This is a genomic window from Paraburkholderia bengalensis (assembly GCF_037126505.1).
Classification (GTDB): domain Bacteria; phylum Pseudomonadota; class Gammaproteobacteria; order Burkholderiales; family Burkholderiaceae; genus Paraburkholderia; species Paraburkholderia bengalensis.
This window is the reverse complement of the sequence record NZ_JACFYJ010000001.1, coordinates 32159-51216: the sequence shown is the minus strand read 5'-3', so window position 1 is coordinate 51216 and position 19058 is coordinate 32159. Positions and strand designations below refer to the sequence as shown.

Below are 19058 nucleotides of genomic sequence, written 5' to 3'. Positions count from 1 at the left end.
TCATGTTCTGCGAAACCATTGATGAACTGGATGCCTTGCCGCTCACGTTCACGCCCGCCGAGTACCGCGTGAAATGGGCGACGCTGCCGTGGGAAAGCAAGGAAGCGTATGCGTTGCGGCGTGCGGTGTTCTGCGTCGAGCAAGGCATCTTCGTGGGAGACGACCGCGACGAAATAGACCGTGATGCGAAACTGCTGGTGGCACTCAGCTGCATCGCAGGCATGCCCGAGCAGGTGGTGGGCACGGTGCGCATACACGAAACGCAGCCGCGCACATGGCTCGGCTCGCGGCTCGCCGTGCATGCGGCGTTCCGTTCGCATGGCAAGCTGGGTTCGACGCTGATACGGCTTGCTGTGAGCAGTGCACACGCGTTGGGATGCGATACGTTCCTTGCTCACGTGCAAAGCCAGAATGCGCCGCTGTTCCGGCGGCTGCACTGGCAGACGGTCGCGGAGGAGACGCTGTTCGGGCGGCCACATCATTTGATGGAAGCTGACCTGGCGCATTATCCGCCGTGCTTTACGCCGGAAAGCGGATTTGTCACTTCGTCGCGAGGCCGCTCATGAGTCTGCGCGCGCTGGTCGAACGGCTGCGCGAAAGCAGGGGCTTTCGCCACAAGACGGATATTGCGGGCGTGGTTGCATCGCTTGCGTCGCGCTTGCCCAATGGCACACGCGATCTTGCGCAAGCGGTCGCCGTGGGCGACGACTGCGCCGCGCTCGCCGACGGCGACGGCTATCTGCTCTTCGCCATCGAAGGGCTGGTCAGCGACTTCGTCGAAACGATGCCCTGGTTCGCGGGCTACAGCAGCGTGATGGTCAATATCAGCGACGTGTATGCGATGGGCGGCCGACCGCTTGCCGTCGTCGATGCGCTGTGGAGTGATGGGCTCGAATCGGCGGAACAGATTCTGGCGGGCATGGCGGCGGCATCGAGTGCGTATGGCGTGCCTGTCGTAGGCGGTCATAGCAATACGCGCAGCACGGAACCGCAACTCGCAGTGTCGATACTGGGCCGCGCGCGGGCGTTGCTGTCCAGCTTCAACGCACGGCCGGGCGACAGCCTCGTGATGGCCGTCGATCTGCGCGGCCGTTTCGAAGACCCTTATCCGTTCTGGAATGCATCCGTTGGCGCACCGGCCGCACGTCTACGTAACGATCTCGAACTGTTGCCGCAACTCGCGGAAAGCGGCCTGTGCGATGCGGCCAAAGATATCAGCATGGCAGGCGTGCTCGGCACGTCGCTGATGCTGCTCGAATGCTCGGGCGTCGGCGCGCGTATCGATCTCGATGCGATTCCGCGCCCTGATGGTGTCGATTTCGAACGCTGGCTGAGCGCGTTTCCAAGCTACGGCTTTCTGCTTTCCGTGCGCGATCAGCATGTGCATGAGGTGCACGCGCATTTCGCGCAACGCGGACTCGCAAGCGCGACGATCGGCCGCGTGGATGCGTCTCGCGAAGTGGTGCTCACGCGGCAGGCCGACGCAGCGTTGCTATGGAGCTTCAAAGACAGTCCATTTATCGGCGCGCCAGTGGGAGCGCAGGAATGAACGGCACGCGGATGCGCATTGCGCTGTTCACCCATTCGGTGAATCCTCGCGGCGGCGTTGTGCATACGCTCGAACTCGGGCGCGCGCTGTATGAAGCGGGACAGGATGTGACGATCTTTGCACCCTCTGTCGGCGGTGCGCCGATGTTTCGCGCTTCACCTTGTCGCGTCGTACTCGCGCCCGCCGCGGCGCACGGCAACGATACCGTGACGATGGTGCAAACGCGCATCGATGCGCTCAAAGCAGCGTTGCTTGAAGAAGGCGGTGCGGCTTTCGACGTGCTGCATGCACAGGATGGCATCGGCGGCAACGCGCTGGCGGAATTGCGCGAAGCGGGTGTGATTCGCGGGTTCGTGCGCACGGTTCATCATCTCGATGCATTCGACAATCCGCGTCTGAGTGCATGGCAACGACGCGCATACGCGGAGGCCGACACAGTGCTGTGCGTCAGCGATACCTGGACGCGCAAACTGCGCGACGAGTTCGGCATCGCGGCATCGACGGTCAATAACGGCGTGGACATAGCGCGCTTTCAACATGTCGAAGGCGCGGATCTTTGCAACGGGCTCGGCCTCAATGGCGAACCGGTGGTGCTGGCAGTAGGCGGCATCGAGCAACGCAAGAACACATTGCAACTGCTGGAAGCATTCGCCTTGCTGCGGCAAACGCATGCCAGAGCGCAACTCGTGATCGCAGGCGGCGCGAGCCTGCTCGATCACGATGCCTATACGCAGCGCTTCGCTGCGCGTGCAACGGAACTGGGATTTCGTATCGGCAAGCACGCACCGATCGTCGTTACCGGTCCGCTCGAGGACGCAGCGATTCCTGCGCTGATGCAACGCGCGGACGTCATATCGATGATGTCGTTGTGCGAAGGCTTCGGCCTCGTCGTGCTCGAAGCGCTGGCGGCGGGCGCGCCTGTTGTCGTATCGCAGATCGAGCCGTTCACCGGCTACCTCGACGAACGTGTCTGCTGCTGGGCGCAACCCGCTGACGCCGCCAGTATCGCCGACGGGCTGCGCCGCGCGTTGCATGAACGCGGCGGCATCGACTTCGAACACGCAGTGCCCGACCTTCTCGCGCGCTTTAGCTGGCGCGAAAGCGCACACCGTCATATCGCGCTGTATGGAAATCACGTGCAGCGCATCATGCAGCCACTCGGTGCGTGAATCTCTCACTCAAAGGAAATGTGATGCCAGTCATGCACTTCAAGGTCCAGTGGCCGGACGGCACCGAGGCCAACTGCTATTCCCCTTCGACGGTGGTTGGCGAATTCTTCGTCGCCGGGCAACGCTACGCGCTCAGCGATTTCGTCGACAAGGCGCGCGAAGCGCTGCATATCGGCTCGGAGCGGGTACGCGAGAAATACGGCTTTGCGTGCTCGGCGGCGATGGATCAGCTCGCACAGATCGAAGAACTTGCGCAGCGTTTTGCCACCGACCCACACGCGGAAGTCAAGGTCGTCGAACTCATTTGAACCCCGAAAGCAGGAACGAATCATGTCGAACGCAAACACTGTCGCATCCGATGCGCTGAACGATGTCCCGCACCACACGGTGATCGTGGTGGGCGGCGGGCAAGCTGGCTTGTCGATCAGCTACTACCTCAAGGAGGCGGGCATCGATCATCTTGTGATCGAAAAGCATACGGTCACGCATACGTGGCGCTCGCAGCGCTGGGATGCGTTCTGCCTCGTCACGCCGAACTGGCAATGCGCGCTGCCGGGTCATCCGTATCGCGGCGACGATCCGCACGGCTTCATGAAGAAGGACGAGATCATCGCTTATCTGGACGGTTTCATTGCGATGGTCGATGCACCCGTGCTCGAACACACGGAAGTCCGCAAGGTCAGGCGCCTGCCGTCGGGCGGTTACTTCGTGTCGACGTCGAACGGCGACTTCACGGCCGATCACGTCGTGGTCGCCTCGGGTGGCTATCACACGCCCATCGTGCCGCGCATGGCGGAGCGTCTGCCTTCGAGGATCGTGCAGCTGCAGTCGTCGCATTACCGCAATCCGCAGGCGTTGCCGGAAGGCGCCGTGCTCGTGGTCGGTTCGGGGCAATCGGGTGCGCAGATCGCCGAAGACCTGCATCTGGCGGGTCGCAAGGTGTTTCTCGCGGTTGGGGAAGCGCCGCGCTGCGCGCGCTTCCATCGCGGCCGCGATGTGGTGGACTGGCTCGCGGACATGCGGTATTACGACATGCCCGTCGATCAACATCCGCTGCGCGAAGGCGTGCGCGACAACACGAACCATTATGTGACGGGGCGCGATGGCGGAAGGGATATCGATCTTCGACGCTTCGCGCTCGAGGGCATGGAACTGTACGGCAGGCTCGACGATCTCCGCGACGGCTGCCTGCGTTTCGCGCCGAACCTGACGAGCAGTCTCGATAGCGCCGACGACACGTACAACCGCATCAACGCGAGCATCGACGCATTCATCGACAAGCAGGGTATCGACGCTCCACCTGGCGTCCCCTATGAGCCGGTGTGGCGCCCGGAAGGCGAGCGCACGTCGCTGGATCTCGCGCAGAGCGGCATTACGTCGATCATCTGGTGCATTGGCTTTACGCCCGATTTCAGCTGGATCGATGCGCCCGTGTTCAATGGACGTGGCTATCCTGCACACAATCGCGGCATCACGCCGCAAGCAGGCTTGTATTTCATCGGGCTGCCGTGGCTGCATACGTGGGGATCCGGGCGTTTCTCCGGCATCGCGCGCGATGCCGAGCATGTCGTCGGCGCGATCCGGGTGGCGCTCGACCAGACATCGACGAGCCTCGCGGCGTGAGCATGATCCAACGTTATCGGGCGGGCATGCCGCAACTGAGCTACACGGGACTGTCGGAGAACTGGTTGCTCAAGGAGTGCGGGCATCGCCATTGGGAAGTGCTCGCCGCTCACGCGGGCCACGCGCAGCCCGACTTCCACGACGACAACGGCGGCCGCTCTTACGCGGCCTTCACGGCAATCCGCCTGCAGACCTGCGGTCTCGATTCGATCGCCGAAAACGACGCGTTCGAGATCCGCAGCACGCTTTGCAGAACGGGGCCTGTGCGCCATTTCAGCACGCACCATGTCGTGCGCGATGACCTGACAGTCGCGGAAATCGGGATGTCCTCTGCGTTCGTTACGCGCGGCGAAGCGCGCAGCAATCGTTCGGCGGCGCGGGCGGCGCTTGCGTCACTGGCGGGTGAAATCGTGCCGATGCCCGAAGAGGCATTGGACATGACACAGATCGGCAAGCGACTTCGAGCATACGACCGTGATGCAATTGCCGACCTCGCGCCGGCCACGCTCGAGCCGATCGAGTTCTTCCCATGCCCGAATAGCGATTTCAACGGCGCTGACTTCCTGTACTTCGCGAGCTTCCAAGCGTTCGTCGATCGCGCCGAGTGGCAATGGGGGCGCTTTGGCGAACCGCCTGTCGTCTCGAGCCGTTCGCTGTTCTATTACGGCAACGTCGATGTGGGCGATACGTTGACCGTGCATATGGTCGGACAGGCGGAAGACGCGCAGGGCATCCGGCACTGGACGGAACTGCGGCGCAACAGCGACGGCACGAAGATCGCCGACGTCACGACGGAAAAACGCTGGAGGCATCGATGAACATGCAGCGGCAGCGTCGGTCACGTCGCGTGAGGCTCAAGCGTGTCTACACGCGCGCGGATATCGACGGCATCGCGCATATCGACAGCATGCCCGGCGAGGCGCCGTTCGTGCGAGGTCCATTCGCGTCGATGTACACGGAAAAGCCGTGGACGATACGCCAATACGCGGGGTACGCGCAGGCCTCCGATACGAATCTCGCGTTTCGCACCGCGCTGGCGGAAGGCGCACAGGGTCTGTCCGTCGCCTTCGATCTGCCGACCCAGCGCGGCTACGATTCAGACGATCCCGCAGTGAGCGCGGACGTCGGCATGACGGGTGTCGCAATCGATACGGTGGAGGACATGACCCGCCTTTTCGAAGACATTGCACTCGACCGCGTATCTGTATCGATGACAATGAACGGCGCGGTTCTTCCTGTGCTTGCTGCTTTCATCGTCGCGGCGGAGGAAAGCGGCGTTAGCGCGTCGCAACTGAGGGGAACGATTCAGAACGACATCCTGAAAGAGTTTATGGTGCGGAATACGAGCATCTTCGCACCTGAGCCTTCATTGCGCATCGCCGCCGACGTCGTCGAGTATCTCAGCAAAAACGTGCCGCGGTTCAATGCACTCTCGGTGTCGGGATATCACTTTCAGGAAGCGGGTGCGGACCCGGTGCTTGAACTTGCGCTGACCATGGCGAATGCGCGCAAGTACATCACGACCCTTGTCGGACGGGGGATGCAGGCCGATGACGTCTGTCAACGGATGAGCTTCTTCTTCGGCGTCGGTATGGACTTTTACGTCGAAATCGCGAAGCTGAGAGCGGCACGAATTCTGTGGTCCGATATTGCTTCGGCAAGTGGCGCAACGTCGGATAGGGCGCGTGCGCTGCGGATGCACTGTCAGACATCAGGGTGGTCGCTAACGGCGCAGAAGCCGATGAACAACGTCGTGCGCACGACAGTTGAGGCGTTGGCTGCCGTGTTTGGCGGAACGCAATCGCTGCACACTAACGGCTACGACGAAGCGCTTTCGCTTCCCTGTGCAGAAGCGTCGAGGCTTGCCCGCGACACACAACTGGTGCTGCAGCACGAAACCGGCGTATGTGATGTCGTCGATCCTTGGGCCGGTTCGTACATGATGGAGAGCCTAACGGCGGAGATCTGTCAAAAGGCGCTAACGGTGATGGCCGAAATCGAACACCGTGGTGGCGTGGTTGATGTCGTCGAATCAGGGTGGGTTCGGGAACAGATCCACAGATCGGCTTCGAATATACAAGCGGAAATCGAGTCAGGAAAGCGCACGGTTGTGGGCGTCAACGATTTCACGACGGGATGCGATGAAGACCTTGGAGAGCCACAGGCTGTCGACGGCCGGCGGGTGCGCGTGCTGCAAACGCAAAGGCTTGCTCACATCAAAGCCAGGCGTGATCGGACGAGAGTACGCGACACGCTGTATGCGCTGACGCAGGCCGCCCTGAGCAGAGACGGAAATCTTCTTGAACTGACAGTGGCATGCATGCGAGCGCGTGCAACAGTCGGCGAGTGCACGCAGGCACTGGAAGCCGTATGGCCAAGATATCGAATCGGCTTGCCGCTATTGCGCGACCATTACGGCGCAAACCTCGAAAGCGACAAAGATTGGCAGGACGCATGCCGCGCCGTAGCCGACGCAACGAAGCGCCTGGGCCGTGCGCCACGCGTGCTGATTGCAAAGCTGGGACAAGACGGACATGACCGGGGCGCGCGTATCATCGCAGCAGCCTTAACCGATGCGGGCTTCGCGGTTTCCATGGGATCGATGTTCGCATCACCTTCCGATACCGTTCAGTTGGCTCAAGCGGAGCGGGTCGACGTTATCGGCGTGTCCTCTCTCGCGGGCGCGCAAAACGATCTGGTCTCCGCGTTGCGCGAGCAACTGACGGTACGCGGTTTGCGGATACCCGTCGTAGTGGGCGGGATCATCGACCGCGTGAGTCAACTGGTCCTTCAACGCTCCGGGGTGGCGGCTTGCTTTCCGGCGGGCACGCCGATCAAAGATATCGTGCCGCTATTGGCTGCGATCGCTGTGGCGTCCGCAGAACAACGCGTTGCAGGTGCGCATCCGTTACACGAGACAGCATAACGAAAGTCGCGATCTGCTGGCGGCGCGGTCGCCTGCGCGCCCTAGCCGCCGATCGTCTGGGCCCGCTTCGCGGCAAAGTCCCACAACTGCGCCTGATTCGTCTCCACGCGCGCGGGCAGCAGCCCATTCTTGTAGAACGTATCGGCGATGATTTGCTGCTCGCCGAAATTCTGCGCGGCAACCGCGCGCACCTGATAACTGCGCCTCGCATTCGCACGTTCGATCGTCGCGGCGTCGAGTCCCCACACGGGCGCGAGCGTCCTCGCCGCATCATCGGGATGCGCGCGCAGCCATTCGCCCGCTTCCTTCAGTTGATCGAATACGACCTGGACCACATCCGGATGCGCGTCCGCGAACGTGCGCGACGCGAGATAGTAGCGCTGATACGAGGCGAGCCCGTTGCCGTTCGCAAGAATGCGCACGTCGGCGTTTTTATCGACGGACGCCACGTACGGGTCCCAGGTGATCCACGCGTCGACGCTGCCGCGTTCGAATGCCGCGCGCCCGTCGGCGGGCGTGAGGTAGCTGATCTTCACGTCCGTCGCTGCGAGCCCCGCCTTGTTCAATGCGGCCAGCAACAGATAGTGGCTGCCCGCCGCTTTCGTCACGGCGATGCGTTTGCCCTTCAGATCGGCGAGCGTTTTGGGCGGACTGTCTTTCCTGACGATGATGGCCTGCGCGCCCGGCGAAGGCGCTTCCTGCGCCACGTACACGAAGCGCGCATGCGCGGCCTGCGCGAAGATCGGCACGGTGTCGGCCACATCGGCGCTGAAATCGACGGCATCGACGTTGAGGGCTTCCGTCAATGGCAAGCCGCTCGTGAACTCGTTCCATGTGACACGCACGTTCAGCGGCGCGAGCGCTTTTTCCAGCGATCCGCGCGCCTTGAGCAGCGTGATGAGCGTCGACGATTTCTGATAACCGATGCGCAGCGCAATCGGCGAAGCTGAAGCTTGCGCGAGACTGTGCGCCGACGTCAGCGCAAACAGCGAAGCGAGTGCGAGGCGCGCGAACGCACGCCGAGTGATGGACGCCATACGTGTATTCCGTTTTCCAGGTTGAACCGAGTGAAGCAATGGATCGGTTCGCCATCGTAGCAACGGTATCTCCGCTTGCTAAGCAACGCTTTCAGCTATAGATCGCATGCCTGACGATAAGCGTGCGCACGCTTTGAAAGATGCAAAACATAAATATTGCCGCGAGATAAACATATATAAATAGAATAATTCTCACTGTGGTCCTTCGTCGTTACGCTTGCCTGCATATCGACTGTGAGGGCCTATGAGCACTTCTGTTACAACGTCTTTTTCTGCGCGGCGGCGCGTGCTGCGCGCACTCGCGGCAGCGCCTGCCGTCGCGGCCGTTTCGCTAACGCCTGCGCGCGGCGCGCAGGCAGCCGACGCGGCGTCGACCACGCTCGTGCTGGGCGATCAGGCCGGTGGCACGCGCGCACTGACTGAGGCCGCCAAGGTACTCGACGGCACGCCATACGCGTTTCGCTGGGCCAACTTTCAGGGCGCCGCACCGCTGTTCGAAGCGCAGCGCGCGGGCGCCGTCGATCTTGCGCCCGCCGGCGATCTGCCCGTGCTCGCAGCAGCGGTTGGCGATCCGACCTTGAAGATCGTCGCGACGCGCGTCGGTTCCGGCGCGCAGCTCGGCATCCTCGTTGCGCAGGATTCGAAGATCCGCACGGTTGCGGATCTGAAGGGGCGCACGGTATTCGTCTCGTCGGCGCGCGGCAGCATTTCGCAGTTTCAGCTGTACGGCGCGCTCGCCGAAGCGGGCTTGTCGAAGGACGACGTGTCCGTGCGCTTCATCTTGCCCGTCGATGCGTTTGCCGCGTTCGCGTCCGGCTCGATCGAAGTCTGGGCGACCTTCGATCCGTACTACGGCATCGCCGTGCAACGCGGCGCACGCATTTTGCGCGACGGCACGGGCATCAACAGCGGCTTGGGCTTTATCACCGCATCGGGCGCGGCGCTCGCCGACACGCGCAAGCGCGCCGCGATCGCCGACGTGCTGCAGCGCTATCAGCGCGCGGGTGACTGGGCGGCCGCCAATCCCGATGCGTACGCGCAAATCTACGCGACGCTCACGCGCTCGCCGCTCGACGCCGCGAAGCAGATCACGAAGCGCGCGTCGTTGAAGCAGCACTTTGTGTCTGACGCGGATATCGCGGCTTTGCAAAAGGTTGCGGACGCCGCGTATCGCGATGCGATTCTGCCGCGCCGCATCGACGTGCGCGCGATCTCGGATACGACCATCGGCAGCGTCTGAGCCGCATTTCAAGGAGCGTATCGACATGTCTTCAAACACCCAGGCAATCGATCTCACCGGCCTGCACGCCGATAACGCCGCTGGGCCGCGTGACGCGACGCGGCTGATCGTCGCCGCGCTGGCGACCGTCGCGTGGCTCGGCGGGGCGGCCGTCACGCAATGGTGGCACGCGCTCGACGACTGGCCGTACACGCGCGAACTCACCGTCTTGAAGCTCGCGCTGGCGGGGCTGTCGGCGGCCATCGGCTTGCGAGCGTGGCGAGCGAACGGCCCGCTCAAGTCGCAAGCGGACGCGCAGTGGGCGCGCATCGACAGATGGCTCGCAGCCTCGCCGTGGCTGCTCGCGCTCGCGCTCGGCATCACTGCGTGGGAAGTCGTCACGGCGCAACTCGAATGGTTGCCGCGTCCGTTCTTCGCGCCGCCTCAGGCGTTGATCGCGGTGTACTTCGACGATCTGCCGCGGCTTGCATCGAGCGTCGCGCATTCATTCGTGCTGCTCGCGTATGGCTACCTGCTGGGTGCGCTGACGGGCTTTGTGGCCGGCGTGAGCATCGGCTGGTCCCGTGCGGTCGGTTACTGGCTGCACCCCGTGCTGCGGCTGATCGGGCCCTTGCCTGCCACCGCGTGGCTGCCGCTCGCGTTCTTCTTCTTTCCGTCGAGCTTCAGCGCCAGCGTCTTTCTGATCGCGCTCGCCAGCGCATTTCCCGTCGCCGTGCTGACGTGGTCCGGCGTGGCAGGCGTGAACTCCGCGTATTACGACGTGGCGCGCACGTTGGGCGCACGCGCATCGTTCCTGATCTTGCGCGTGGCGATTCCTGCCGCGTTGCCGTCGGTGTTCGTCGGCCTGTTTATGGCGCTGGGCGCGTCGTTCTCGGTGCTGATCGTCGCCGAGATGATGGGCGTGAAGGCGGGACTCGGCTGGTATCTGCAATGGGCGCAGGGCTGGGCAGCGTACTCGAACATGTACGCCGCGCTGCTCGTGATGGCGCTGATGTGTTCCGGTCTGATCACGCTGCTATTCAAGGTGCGCGACCGTCTGTTGGCCTGGCAACAGGGATTGCTCAAATGGTAGCCGCTACTCAAGCGTTGCACGCGCGTACGGACGCGCGGCAGGGCGCACGCATCGACGTGCGCAACGTCAGTCACCGGTTCACGCTGCGCGGCGAAGCGCTGGCCGTGCTCGACGACATCAGCCTGACTGTCGAGCCCGGCGAATTCGTCGCGCTGCTCGGGCCGAGCGGCTGCGGCAAGTCGACCTTGCTGCGTCTCGTGGCGGGACTGGATATGCCCGCGCGCGGCGCGCTGCATGCAAACGGCGAGCCGATTGCCGGGCCGGACCCGTCGCGCGTCGTGGTGTTTCAGGACCCGACGCTGTTCCCATGGCGCACGGTGCGCGACAACGTCGGGCTCGGCCCGCAGGCGCAGCGGGCGGAACGCGGCCGTGCAGCGCGCGAGGATGCGGCGGCGCGCATCGACGCCGCACTCGAGCTGGTCGGCCTCGGCGAATTCGGGCATGCGTTCCCGCATCAGCTGTCGGGCGGCATGGCGCAGCGCGCGGCGCTGGCGCGCGCGCTCGTCAACGATCCGCAACTGCTCGTGCTCGACGAGCCGTTCGGCAAGCTCGATTCGCTGACGCGCATCCGCATGCAAGGCGAGCTCGTGCGCCTGTGGCAGGCCGTGCGCTTCTCGGTGCTGCTCGTCACGCATGACGTCGAAGAGGCGCTGTATGTCGCGAACCGCGTGATCGTGCTGAGCGAGCGGCCGGCGCGCATCGTCGCAGAAGTGCGTAACGACGCGCCCTATCCGCGTCATCGCGACGATCCGAAACTTGTCGCGTTGCGCCGCGAAGTCCTCGCGCAACTCGGCCTCGATACCTGAATCCACGCACGACCACACTACGCATTGGAACAACAACGACATGAAACACGATCACAACGCTCATCCAATTGCCATCGATCCATCGCGCCGCGCCTGGCTGCGCAAGACCGCATGGACGGCGGGCGCGGCCGCGCTGGGCAGCGCATCATTCCTGCCCGGCCTGCGCGCGTCCGCCGACGAAGGCCTGAAGCCACTCAAGCTCTCGTGGAACGCGGGCGCGATCTGCACGGCGCCCGTGCCCGTGGCCGTCAAGCAAGGCTTCTTTCGCAAGCACGGACTCGATGTCGAGCTGATCAACTTTGCCGGTTCCACCGACCAGCTGCTCGAAGCCATCGCGACGGGTAAATCGGATGCGGGCGTCGGCATGGCGCTGCGCTGGATCAAGCCGTTGGAACAGGGTTTCGACGTGAAGCTGACGGCGGGCATCCACGGCGGCTGCATGCGGCTGCTTGCGACCAAAGCATCGGGCATCGTCGATCTGCAAGGGCTGAAAGGGCGCACGGTCGGCGTGAGCGACATGGCGAGCCCGGCGAAGAACTTCTTCGCGATCTCGCTGAAGAAGATCGGCGTCGATCCCGACAATGACGTTCACTGGCGGCAATATCCGGCAACGCTGCTCGGCGAGGCCCTGAAAAAAGGCGAAGTGCACGCGATTGCCGACGGCGACCCGACCATCTGGACGCTGCGCGAGTCCGATCAGCTGCAGGAGGTATCGAACAATCTGTGCGGCGAATACGCGAACCGCGTGTGCTGCGTGCTGGGCGTGCGCGGTTCGCTGATCCGCAAGGACCGCGCGACGGCGCAGGCGCTCACGCAGGCGCTGCTCGATGCGACGGAATGGACCGCGAACCATCCCGCCGAGGCCGCGGCGATCTTCGCGCCGAATGCGCCGGGCGCGAACGTTGCGCAACTGACGGCAATGCTGAAGAGCCACACGGACCACCATCACCCTGTCGGCGATGCGTTCAAGAAGGAGATCACGCTGTATGCCGACGATCTGAAATCGGTGGGTGTCATCAATGCTGGGACGGACTCGAGCCGCTTTGCGACGCGGGTGTTTTCGGATGTGCTTGCCTGATCGTTTCGGCTGTCCGTTCGGAAACTCGACGGGCGGCGGGGCTCGCGCGCGATAGGACGGCGGTGCTGATGGCTGCCGCTCCGTCGCTGATGCTGAAGGCGCACGTCAATCCCGGTGACCTGCCGCGTGCGATATTCGACGATACCCGCAACGCGTGATCGAAAACTGCACGGTCAGTTCGTCAACGAACTGGCCGTGCAGTGCTACGGTTCAACCGCGTGCCGCAAACGCCGCGCGCCCGAGATTGCCCAGCACCGTATCGTTCTGCGGCGTGTGAATACGCGCGCACAGTACATCCCGATAGTGGCGCTCGAGCGCGTTGTTGCGGCTCAACCCCGGGTTGCTGCTCGCTTCGAGCGCAAGCTCGACGGCATCGATTGCATGCTTGCTGACGAGATATTTGATTGTCGGCGCTTCCGTTGCGCTTACGTGACCGGCTGCACCGGCGTCGAGCAATACGCGATTGCTGAACAGCAACGCGTCGATGCGTCCCACCGTCTGCTGAAAACTGTCGAGCGTCGAGAGCGGCGCATTCAGACCGGATGGCGCGCGTCGCGCCGCCCATTGCAAGAACCAGTCGCGGGCCGCGCGCGCGACGCCGTCGTAGATCGACGGCAGCAACACGTTCATCCACTGGCTGGTAACGGGGTCCATGCCGTTCGCGGGCCCCGGTGTCTGTAAATCGACAGCCTGATCGGGCGGCACGCGCACGTTGTCGAAGATTACTTCGTGACTGCCCGTTGCGCGCATGCCGAGATGATTCCACGGTTCGCCGATGCGGATGCCGGGCGTGTCGCGATGCACGAGCCACGTGCCGACACGCGGCGATGCTTCATCGGTGCGGCCCCAGACGGCGAACCACGTCAGCCCGGGGCTGCCCGTCGAGTAAAGCTTGCGGCCGTTGAGCACCCAGTGTTCGCTTTGCCGTCTGCCGATCGTCGCAGGCAGGCCGCCGCGCGACGGCGAACCGAGTTCGGGCTCGACGCGCAGCGAGTTGATCAACGCGCCGCGCTCCACGGCGTCGCGCGCGATGCGCTGCTTGAGCGCCGGCGGCCAGTTCGGATTCGCTTGCAACCGCAGATGGTAAAGGTATTGCATCACGACGATCAGCGCCGTCGACGGCTCGCCGCGCGCAATGGCCCGTATCACTTTCAGCGTCTGCGCGAGCGTCGCTTCGCGGCCGCCTAGCGCGCGCGGCACGGTCAGCGAGAGCAGCCCGGCGCGCCGCAGCGTCGCCAGATTGTCGTGGGGGAAATGCGGACCGGCGTCGAGCGCCGCGGCGCCTTCGGCGAAGCCGTCCGTCAACGCGGCGAGCCAGGCATCGGCACGCGGGCTGTCGAGGTCCGCGAGCGCTTCGAGGGCATCGGCGTCGCGCGCGGTATCGATGAGCGCAGTGTCGGGGTGGCGGCGAGTCATATCGGGCTAACAGTATCGACTTGGCAAAAGAAGCGGCAGGAGGTCATTGCGCATCCAGTGGAAACTCGCGGTCGAAACTCGGCGCTACGTCGAGGCGCGTCTTGATGACATCGGCACGTAGATAGAGATCGGCGGTCTTCTGCTGTTCGGCGATCACATGATCGTCGATGGCAATGGGATGCAGCTGCGCGCGCTGATAGACCGTCTTCAACACATCGGGCGGCAGGCCCGTGACGCGCGACTGCATCGCGGCGACTTCATCGGGATGCGACAACGCCCAGCGCTGTCCCGCGGCGACGCGCTTGAGGAAATCAGCGATTTCCGCGCGCCTGGCCTTGATCGACTCTTCGGTTGCCGCCTGAAAGCTCAGCCCCGACGACAGATTCACGCCATTTGCGATGCTCCGGTCGTGATCGCGCTGTTCGGCGAGCGCGACATATGGGTCCCACGTGGACCACGCATCGACGTTGCCCGACGCGAGTGCGGCCTTGGCATCGGCGGGTTGCATGAAACGCAGCGATACATCCGACAGTTTGATGCCCGCGCGCTCCAGCGTCGCGATGGCAAGGTAGTGACCGATCGAGCCGCGTGTCGTGGCGATGCGCTTGCCTTTCAGATCGGCGGCGCTTTTGATCGGCGACTGATCGGGCACGATGATCGCGAGGTCGATGGGCTGCGAGCGCGTCACCGCGACCGCGCGCACCCTGGCGCCAGCCGCATAAGCAAAGATCAACGGCGCATCGCCCAGACCGCCGACGTCGATGGCGCCCGCGTTCAATGCTTCGCCGAGCGGCTGCGCAGCCGGAAAGTTGAACCATTCGATCTTGTACGGCACGTCTTTCAGTTGCCCGGACGCTTCGAGAATGCCGCGTGTCTGCAATTGCTGATCACCGACTTTCAAGGTCGTTTCAGCGTGAGCGGCGAGCGCCAATCCAGATAGCGCAATCAGAAGAAGACAGGCGAGCAGGCGGTGCATGATGGTGAGTATCGACGCAAGTGAACATGACCAGCACACGATACGCAGACGCTTTTTATAAGGCAAACGCATTGTTCTGCTTTACTAATATGCGAGATCGAATTGCGCGTTTGACCTTCAAGACGATGCGGCAGTCACGCTAAGCTCAGCACGTCGTGTCGTTCTCTCACTCTTCATCAAGCGGAAAGTACTCAATGAAACTCGATGAGATCGAGGCCTTTGTTGCTGTCGTGCGCAGCCAGTCGCTGAACCAGGCCGCGAATTTGCTGGCGCTCACGCAACCCGCGGTGACGCGCCGCATCCAGAACTTCGAAGAAGCGCTCGGCGTCGCGTTGCTCGACCGCAATACGAAGCCCTTGAAGACGACGCCGATGGGGCGCGCGGTGTACGGGCAATGCCGCGCGATCGTGCGCGAGGTCGAAGCGCTCAAACGCCTCGTCAGTGACAATGCGCCGCTAGCGGGCGTGCTGCGCATCGGCGTCGCGCAGACGGTCGCGGATGTGGCGATGCTCAAGGCGCTGCACGCGTTGCGCGAAGCGCATCCGGAATTGCAGGCGCGTGTGTCGACGGGTTGGGGCAATCCGCTGCTGCAAAAGGTGGACGAGGGCGAACTGGACGCCGCCGTGGTGCTGCTGCCCGCCAATCGCGCGCTGCCGGACACGCTGCTCGGCGAGTCGCTCGGGCCGCTGAAACTGGCCGTCGTCGCGCGCAAGGGCAGCATGAAGAAGCGCGTGCATACGCTCGCCGGGTGTCAGGCGCACGGCTGGGTATTGAATCCCGACGGCTGCGGCTTTCGCGCGGGCTTGCAGCATGCGCTCGCTGCGCAAGGCTACGGATTGAAACTGAATCTCGAGACGCTCGGTACCGAGCTGCAACTCGGCCTCGTCGCGGATGGCGTCGGCTTGGGGCTCGTACCGTTGCCATTGCTGCATGCAAGCCCCCATGCGGCGCAACTCGACGTCATTGCACTCAGCGACTTCAGGCCGGAAATCGCCGTGTGGATGGTGCGCTCGCGCGCGCTCGGCAAGATGCAGTCGGCCTTGACGGTACTGGCCGCGAGTATCGAAACGAGCTTCAAGGCCGCGCGTTTGTCCCGCGCGGCATGACGTGTTGCGCGACAAACGCGCAGATCAGATCACGAAGAAGCCATGCGTGCCGTCGCGCTCCAGTTGCGCGACAAGTCCGTATTCCCACTCCAGATACGCATTCATCGCTTCGCGCGCGTTGTCGGTGCCTTCATACGGACGCCGGTAGCGGTCGATGCGCGGCGACGCGAGATGCGTTTCGCCGCTCTCGACGGGTAGCCCCGCGCGTACCCATGCCGACGTTCCGCCATCGAGCACCTGCACGGGCTTACCCGTCAACGCCGCAATGTCCGGCGCGACATAGGGCGCGAGCGCACTCGTGCCGCAGGTCACCACATAGCGCTTCGCATCGGGCAACGCGCGCAGATCGTCGAAAGCGTTCGACAGCCGCGAGCGCACGATCCAGTGAGCGCCGGGTATATGCGCCTTCACGTGATTCGCGCTGGTCGTCACGTCGAGCACGACCGTTGCGCTCGTCGCATCGGCGAGCAGCGCGGCGAGTTGTTGCGGGGTGAGCGTCGGCGTCGAGGCGGGTTGCGGCCTCGCAGCCTGCCACGCTCCGCTCGCGGTCAGATCGTCTGCGGATGCGCCGTCCACCACGTAGGTGTCGATGTTCATTTGCGCAAGCCACGAAGCCGTCATGTTCGCGCGCACGCCATCGTCGTCGAACAGCACCACGCGCGCACCGCGCACGGGCGCGAACATGTCTGTCTCCTGCACCAGCTGGCCGCCCGGCGCGCCTTGGAATCCCGGTGCATGCGCGTGCTCGTATTCGGCCGGCGTGCGCACGTCGAAACGATACGTGGTGCGGGTGGAATCGGCGGCCCAGCGCGCGGCTTCGTCGAGCGTCGTGCGGCTCACGCCTGCGCGTTGCGCGAGTGCCAGCGACGCGCGCCGCGACGCGTCGAGCTGCGCGCCGTCGCGGCCCGCATGGAGATCGAAGCGCCGCTCGCTGCCATGTTCGAGCTGCTGGCCCGCCAGCGTCCAGCCTATCGTGCCGTTGCGCAGCGCCGCGACGGGATTCGGCAGCCCCGCATTCACGAGCGACTGCGTGCCGATGATGCTGCGCGTACGCCCCGCGCAATTGACGATCACCCGCGTGGTCGGCTCAGGCGCGAGCGCTCGCGCGCGCAGCACCAGTTCCGCGCCGGGCACGCTGATGCTGCCCGGAATGTTCATCGTTTGATATTCGTCGAAGCGGCGCGCGTCGAGCACGACGACGTCGTCGCCATTTTTCAGCAGCGCATCGACCGCTTCCGCCGACAGCGACGGCGTGTGCCGCTGCGCTTCGACGAATTCGCCGAACGCCTTGCTCGGCACGTTGACGTCGCGGAACACTTCGCCACCCGAGCTGATCCAGCCGCCGAGTCCGCCTGCGAGCAGAGCGACGTTCCTGTAGCCGAGCGACGTCAGCGTGTCGGCGGCACGTTGGGCGAAACCTTCGCCTGCATCGAACAGCACGATAGGCACGTCGCGGCAGGGCAGCCGCGTCCACGCGTCGAGTTCGATGCGCGATAGCGAGAGATTGGCCGCAAAAAGCGGATGGCACTGCGCATGCGGATCTTCTTCACGCACATCGAGCAGCGCGATCTCACGCTTTGCGAGCAGCGCGTCGCGCACCTCTTCGTACGTACGCACGGGATATGACTTCATGAGTGACGACGTTCCTTGCTGAGGTCCCACAGGTTGGGAATGGTTTCGTTCGAGTAGCCGGAGATGAAGCGCTTGCCGGGACCGTCGGGCGTATACGTCGAGCGCTCAACGGCGCCGATGTTCGCACCATACACGTGAATGCTGACGGATACGCGATCGTCGTACGCATTGCGGACGCGGTGAATATCGCCGATGCGCGGCGAAACGGCTTCGACAGCACCCGCTTCGAGTCGTATTTCTTCGCCCGATTGGCGCAGCCCGCCGTCGCTGTGCCGTTCGAACGACGCGGCGAGTTCAGCGCCGCGCAACACGCCGATCAACCCCCACACGGTGTGATCGTGAATCGGCGTTGCCTGTCCAGGTCCCCATACGAAGCTGACAACCGAGAAGCGTTGCTGTACGTCGGCATACAGCAGGTATTGCTGATAGCGTTCGGCGGACGGCTGCGCAAACGCATCGGGTAACCAGTCGTCGACGCAGATCAGCTTTTTCAATGCAGCGGCGCCGCGTTCGAGCAGCTCCGATTCGGCAGGCTTCGCGTCGACCAGCGCCGCGATCTCGCCGACAAAACGGCGCAGTGTGTGATTCGGCATCAGTCGAGCAGCTCCCGTTCCTTTTCGACCAGTCCTTCGTACAGGCTCTCGAACGCATGCTGCGCCCCGCCCGGGCGGCCGACCTGCTGATGCGTCAGGGCGGCCATGTCGTGCGGAATAGGTTGAGGCGTGCCGGCAGCCTGCGCAAGCAGTTGTGCATGGCAGGCGTTGTCGAGCGCGATGTACCACCATGCAGCCGCTTCGACGCTTGGACCGGCCGTCAGAATGCCGTGATTCTTCAGAATCACTGCCTTGTGCTGGCCGAGTGCGTGCGCAATGCGCGCGCCTTCGTCGGTATCGAGTACGACGCCGCGGAAGTCGTCGAACAATGCATGATCTTCATAGAACGAGCAGGCGTCCTGCGTCAGCGGATCGAGTTTGCGTCCTAACGTGGACCACGCCTTGCCGTACAGCGAATGCGTATGCGCGGCTGCGACAACGTCGGGCCGTGCTTCATGTATCGCGGCGTGAATCGCGAATGCAGCCTGATTCACGGGGCCTTCGCCGACGACGATTTCGCCATGTCGATTCACGAGCAGCAGATCCGACACGCGAATGCGGCCGAAATCCTTGCCGAGCGGATTGACCCAGAAGTGATCGGTCCATTCGGGGTCGCGTGCGGTGATGTGCCCCGCGAGCCCTTGCGCGAAGCCATAGCGCGCGAACAGACGGAACGCGCCTGCAAGGCGCTCCTGACGATGGCGGCGCTCTTCGGCAAACGTGCGCTGCGGCGCGTTGTCGTCGTCGAACCAGAATTTGCGGACGGGCGTGTCGCGCAACGTGAGCGCGGACGCGGACGCGGACGTATCGTGGAGTGCGGTGCTCATGCGTGAAT

General features: G+C 63.8%; 18 protein-coding genes. 12 read left to right on the top strand and 6 right to left on the bottom strand.

Annotated features, from left to right (window positions below; genetic code table 11):
* Positions 1–2: 2 nt before the first annotated feature.
* From H3V53_RS00245 to scpA, 7 genes are read left to right on the top strand one after another with little or no spacing between them, the layout of a single operon-like run.
* Positions 3–566, top strand: coding sequence for an MSMEG_0567/Sll0786 family nitrogen starvation N-acetyltransferase (locus H3V53_RS00245; protein WP_336596172.1), 564 nt, complete (start codon positions 3–5; stop codon positions 564–566).
* On the top strand, positions 563–1549 hold the full coding sequence (locus H3V53_RS00240) for a sll0787 family AIR synthase-like protein (RefSeq protein WP_336596171.1): 987 nt from the start codon (positions 563–565) through the stop codon (positions 1547–1549). Before H3V53_RS00245 ends, H3V53_RS00240 begins: the two co-directional genes overlap by 4 nt.
* Positions 1546–2718: an MSMEG_0565 family glycosyltransferase gene (locus H3V53_RS00235; protein ID WP_336596170.1), complete on the top strand. Its 1173-nt coding sequence runs from the start codon at positions 1546–1548 to the stop codon at positions 2716–2718. Before H3V53_RS00240 ends, H3V53_RS00235 begins: the two co-directional genes overlap by 4 nt.
* A 23-nt stretch (positions 2719–2741) precedes the next feature.
* Positions 2742–3026: an MSMEG_0570 family nitrogen starvation response protein gene (locus tag H3V53_RS00230; protein ID WP_336596169.1), complete on the top strand. Its 285-nt coding sequence runs from the start codon at positions 2742–2744 to the stop codon at positions 3024–3026.
* A gap of 22 nt (positions 3027–3048) precedes the next feature.
* Complete coding sequence (locus H3V53_RS00225; protein WP_336596168.1) at positions 3049–4341, top strand: MSMEG_0569 family flavin-dependent oxidoreductase; 1293 nt, start codon at positions 3049–3051, stop codon at positions 4339–4341.
* A gap of 2 nt (positions 4342–4343) precedes the next feature.
* Complete coding sequence (locus H3V53_RS00220; protein WP_336596399.1) at positions 4344–5159, top strand: Pnap_2097 family protein; 816 nt, start codon at positions 4344–4346, stop codon at positions 5157–5159.
* Complete coding sequence (gene scpA / locus H3V53_RS00215; RefSeq protein ID WP_336596398.1) at positions 5156–7267, top strand: methylmalonyl-CoA mutase; 2112 nt, start codon at positions 5156–5158, stop codon at positions 7265–7267. The genes H3V53_RS00220 and scpA overlap by 4 nt, the downstream gene beginning before the upstream one ends.
* 41 nt (positions 7268–7308) lie before the next feature.
* Here scpA and H3V53_RS00210 read toward each other — a convergent pair whose 3' ends face one another.
* Positions 7309–8304: an aliphatic sulfonate ABC transporter substrate-binding protein gene (locus tag H3V53_RS00210; RefSeq protein ID WP_336596167.1), complete on the bottom strand. Its 996-nt coding sequence runs from the start codon at positions 8302–8304 to the stop codon at positions 7309–7311.
* A gap of 244 nt (positions 8305–8548) precedes the next feature.
* Between H3V53_RS00210 and H3V53_RS00205 the strand changes: the two genes are divergently transcribed.
* Genes H3V53_RS00205 through H3V53_RS00190 form a run of 4 tightly spaced genes read left to right on the top strand, consistent with a single transcriptional unit; the run spans position 8549 to position 12500 of the window.
* Entirely contained in the window at positions 8549–9544 is a 996-nt protein-coding gene (locus tag H3V53_RS00205) for an ABC transporter substrate-binding protein (RefSeq protein WP_336596166.1), read from the top strand.
* Between the two features lie 25 nt (positions 9545–9569).
* A complete protein-coding gene (locus tag H3V53_RS00200) occupies positions 9570–10616 on the top strand; it encodes an ABC transporter permease (RefSeq protein WP_336596165.1) in 1047 nt (348 codons plus the stop codon).
* Positions 10610–11422 carry an ABC transporter ATP-binding protein gene (locus H3V53_RS00195; RefSeq protein ID WP_336596164.1) on the top strand — a complete coding sequence of 271 codons (813 nt, stop codon included), beginning with the start codon at positions 10610–10612 and terminating at the stop codon, positions 11420–11422. Before H3V53_RS00200 ends, H3V53_RS00195 begins: the two co-directional genes overlap by 7 nt.
* 40 nt (positions 11423–11462) lie before the next feature.
* On the top strand, positions 11463–12500 hold the full coding sequence (locus tag H3V53_RS00190; RefSeq protein WP_336596163.1) for an ABC transporter substrate-binding protein: 1038 nt from the start codon (positions 11463–11465) through the stop codon (positions 12498–12500).
* A gap of 210 nt (positions 12501–12710) precedes the next feature.
* Here the strand turns inward: H3V53_RS00190 and H3V53_RS00185 are convergent, their stop codons facing one another.
* Together H3V53_RS00185 and H3V53_RS00180 are read right to left on the bottom strand one after the other, a co-directional pair.
* Positions 12711–13916: an acyl-CoA dehydrogenase family protein gene (locus H3V53_RS00185; RefSeq protein WP_336596162.1), complete on the bottom strand. Its 1206-nt coding sequence runs from the start codon at positions 13914–13916 to the stop codon at positions 12711–12713.
* A gap of 43 nt (positions 13917–13959) precedes the next feature.
* Positions 13960–14892, bottom strand: a complete 933-nt coding sequence (locus H3V53_RS00180; RefSeq protein ID WP_336596397.1) for an ABC transporter substrate-binding protein — start codon at positions 14890–14892, stop codon at positions 13960–13962.
* Between the two features lie 194 nt (positions 14893–15086).
* Between H3V53_RS00180 and H3V53_RS00175 the strand changes: the two genes are divergently transcribed.
* Complete coding sequence (locus tag H3V53_RS00175; RefSeq protein WP_336596161.1) at positions 15087–15998, top strand: LysR family transcriptional regulator; 912 nt, start codon at positions 15087–15089, stop codon at positions 15996–15998.
* A 24-nt stretch (positions 15999–16022) separates the two neighbouring features.
* Here H3V53_RS00175 and H3V53_RS00170 read toward each other — a convergent pair whose 3' ends face one another.
* Genes H3V53_RS00170 through H3V53_RS00160 form a run of 3 tightly spaced genes read right to left on the bottom strand, consistent with a single transcriptional unit; the run spans position 16023 to position 19050 of the window.
* The gene (locus tag H3V53_RS00170) at positions 16023–17630 is read right to left on the bottom strand and encodes a rhodanese homology domain-containing protein (protein WP_336596160.1); all 1608 of its coding nucleotides are present in this window, start codon (positions 17628–17630) and stop codon (positions 16023–16025) included.
* Positions 17627–18223 carry a cysteine dioxygenase family protein gene (locus tag H3V53_RS00165; protein ID WP_336596159.1) on the bottom strand — a complete coding sequence of 199 codons (597 nt, stop codon included), beginning with the start codon at positions 18221–18223 and terminating at the stop codon, positions 17627–17629. Before H3V53_RS00165 ends, H3V53_RS00170 begins: the two co-directional genes overlap by 4 nt.
* Positions 18223–19050, bottom strand: a complete 828-nt coding sequence (locus H3V53_RS00160) for a class II aldolase/adducin family protein (RefSeq protein ID WP_336596158.1) — start codon at positions 19048–19050, stop codon at positions 18223–18225. Before H3V53_RS00160 ends, H3V53_RS00165 begins: the two co-directional genes overlap by 1 nt.
* Positions 19051–19058 lie beyond the last annotated feature (8 nt).

Bases quoted from the DNA above. Each gene is read 5' to 3' on its own strand.
- H3V53_RS00245 (WP_336596172.1), top strand. From the start codon at position 3: ATGTTCTGCGAAACCATTGATGAACTGGATGCCTTGCCGCTCACGTTC.
- H3V53_RS00240 (WP_336596171.1), top strand. From the start codon at position 563: ATGAGTCTGCGCGCGCTGGTCGAACGGCTGCGCGAAAGCAGGGGCTTT.
- H3V53_RS00235 (WP_336596170.1), top strand. From the start codon at position 1,546: ATGAACGGCACGCGGATGCGCATTGCGCTGTTCACCCATTCGGTGAAT.
- H3V53_RS00230 (WP_336596169.1), top strand. From the start codon at position 2,742: ATGCCAGTCATGCACTTCAAGGTCCAGTGGCCGGACGGCACCGAGGCC.
- H3V53_RS00225 (WP_336596168.1), top strand. From the start codon at position 3,049: ATGTCGAACGCAAACACTGTCGCATCCGATGCGCTGAACGATGTCCCG.
- H3V53_RS00220 (WP_336596399.1), top strand. From the start codon at position 4,344: ATGATCCAACGTTATCGGGCGGGCATGCCGCAACTGAGCTACACGGGA.
- scpA (WP_336596398.1), top strand. From the start codon at position 5,156: ATGAACATGCAGCGGCAGCGTCGGTCACGTCGCGTGAGGCTCAAGCGT.
- H3V53_RS00210 (WP_336596167.1), bottom strand. From the start codon at position 8,304: ATGGCGTCCATCACTCGGCGTGCGTTCGCGCGCCTCGCACTCGCTTCG.
- H3V53_RS00205 (WP_336596166.1), top strand. From the start codon at position 8,549: ATGAGCACTTCTGTTACAACGTCTTTTTCTGCGCGGCGGCGCGTGCTG.
- H3V53_RS00200 (WP_336596165.1), top strand. From the start codon at position 9,570: ATGTCTTCAAACACCCAGGCAATCGATCTCACCGGCCTGCACGCCGAT.
- H3V53_RS00195 (WP_336596164.1), top strand. From the start codon at position 10,610: ATGGTAGCCGCTACTCAAGCGTTGCACGCGCGTACGGACGCGCGGCAG.
- H3V53_RS00190 (WP_336596163.1), top strand. From the start codon at position 11,463: ATGAAACACGATCACAACGCTCATCCAATTGCCATCGATCCATCGCGC.
- H3V53_RS00185 (WP_336596162.1), bottom strand. From the start codon at position 13,916: ATGACTCGCCGCCACCCCGACACTGCGCTCATCGATACCGCGCGCGAC.
- H3V53_RS00180 (WP_336596397.1), bottom strand. From the start codon at position 14,892: ATGCACCGCCTGCTCGCCTGTCTTCTTCTGATTGCGCTATCTGGATTG.
- H3V53_RS00175 (WP_336596161.1), top strand. From the start codon at position 15,087: ATGAAACTCGATGAGATCGAGGCCTTTGTTGCTGTCGTGCGCAGCCAG.
- H3V53_RS00170 (WP_336596160.1), bottom strand. From the start codon at position 17,630: ATGAAGTCATATCCCGTGCGTACGTACGAAGAGGTGCGCGACGCGCTG.
- H3V53_RS00165 (WP_336596159.1), bottom strand. From the start codon at position 18,223: ATGCCGAATCACACACTGCGCCGTTTTGTCGGCGAGATCGCGGCGCTG.
- H3V53_RS00160 (WP_336596158.1), bottom strand. From the start codon at position 19,050: ATGAGCACCGCACTCCACGATACGTCCGCGTCCGCGTCCGCGCTCACG.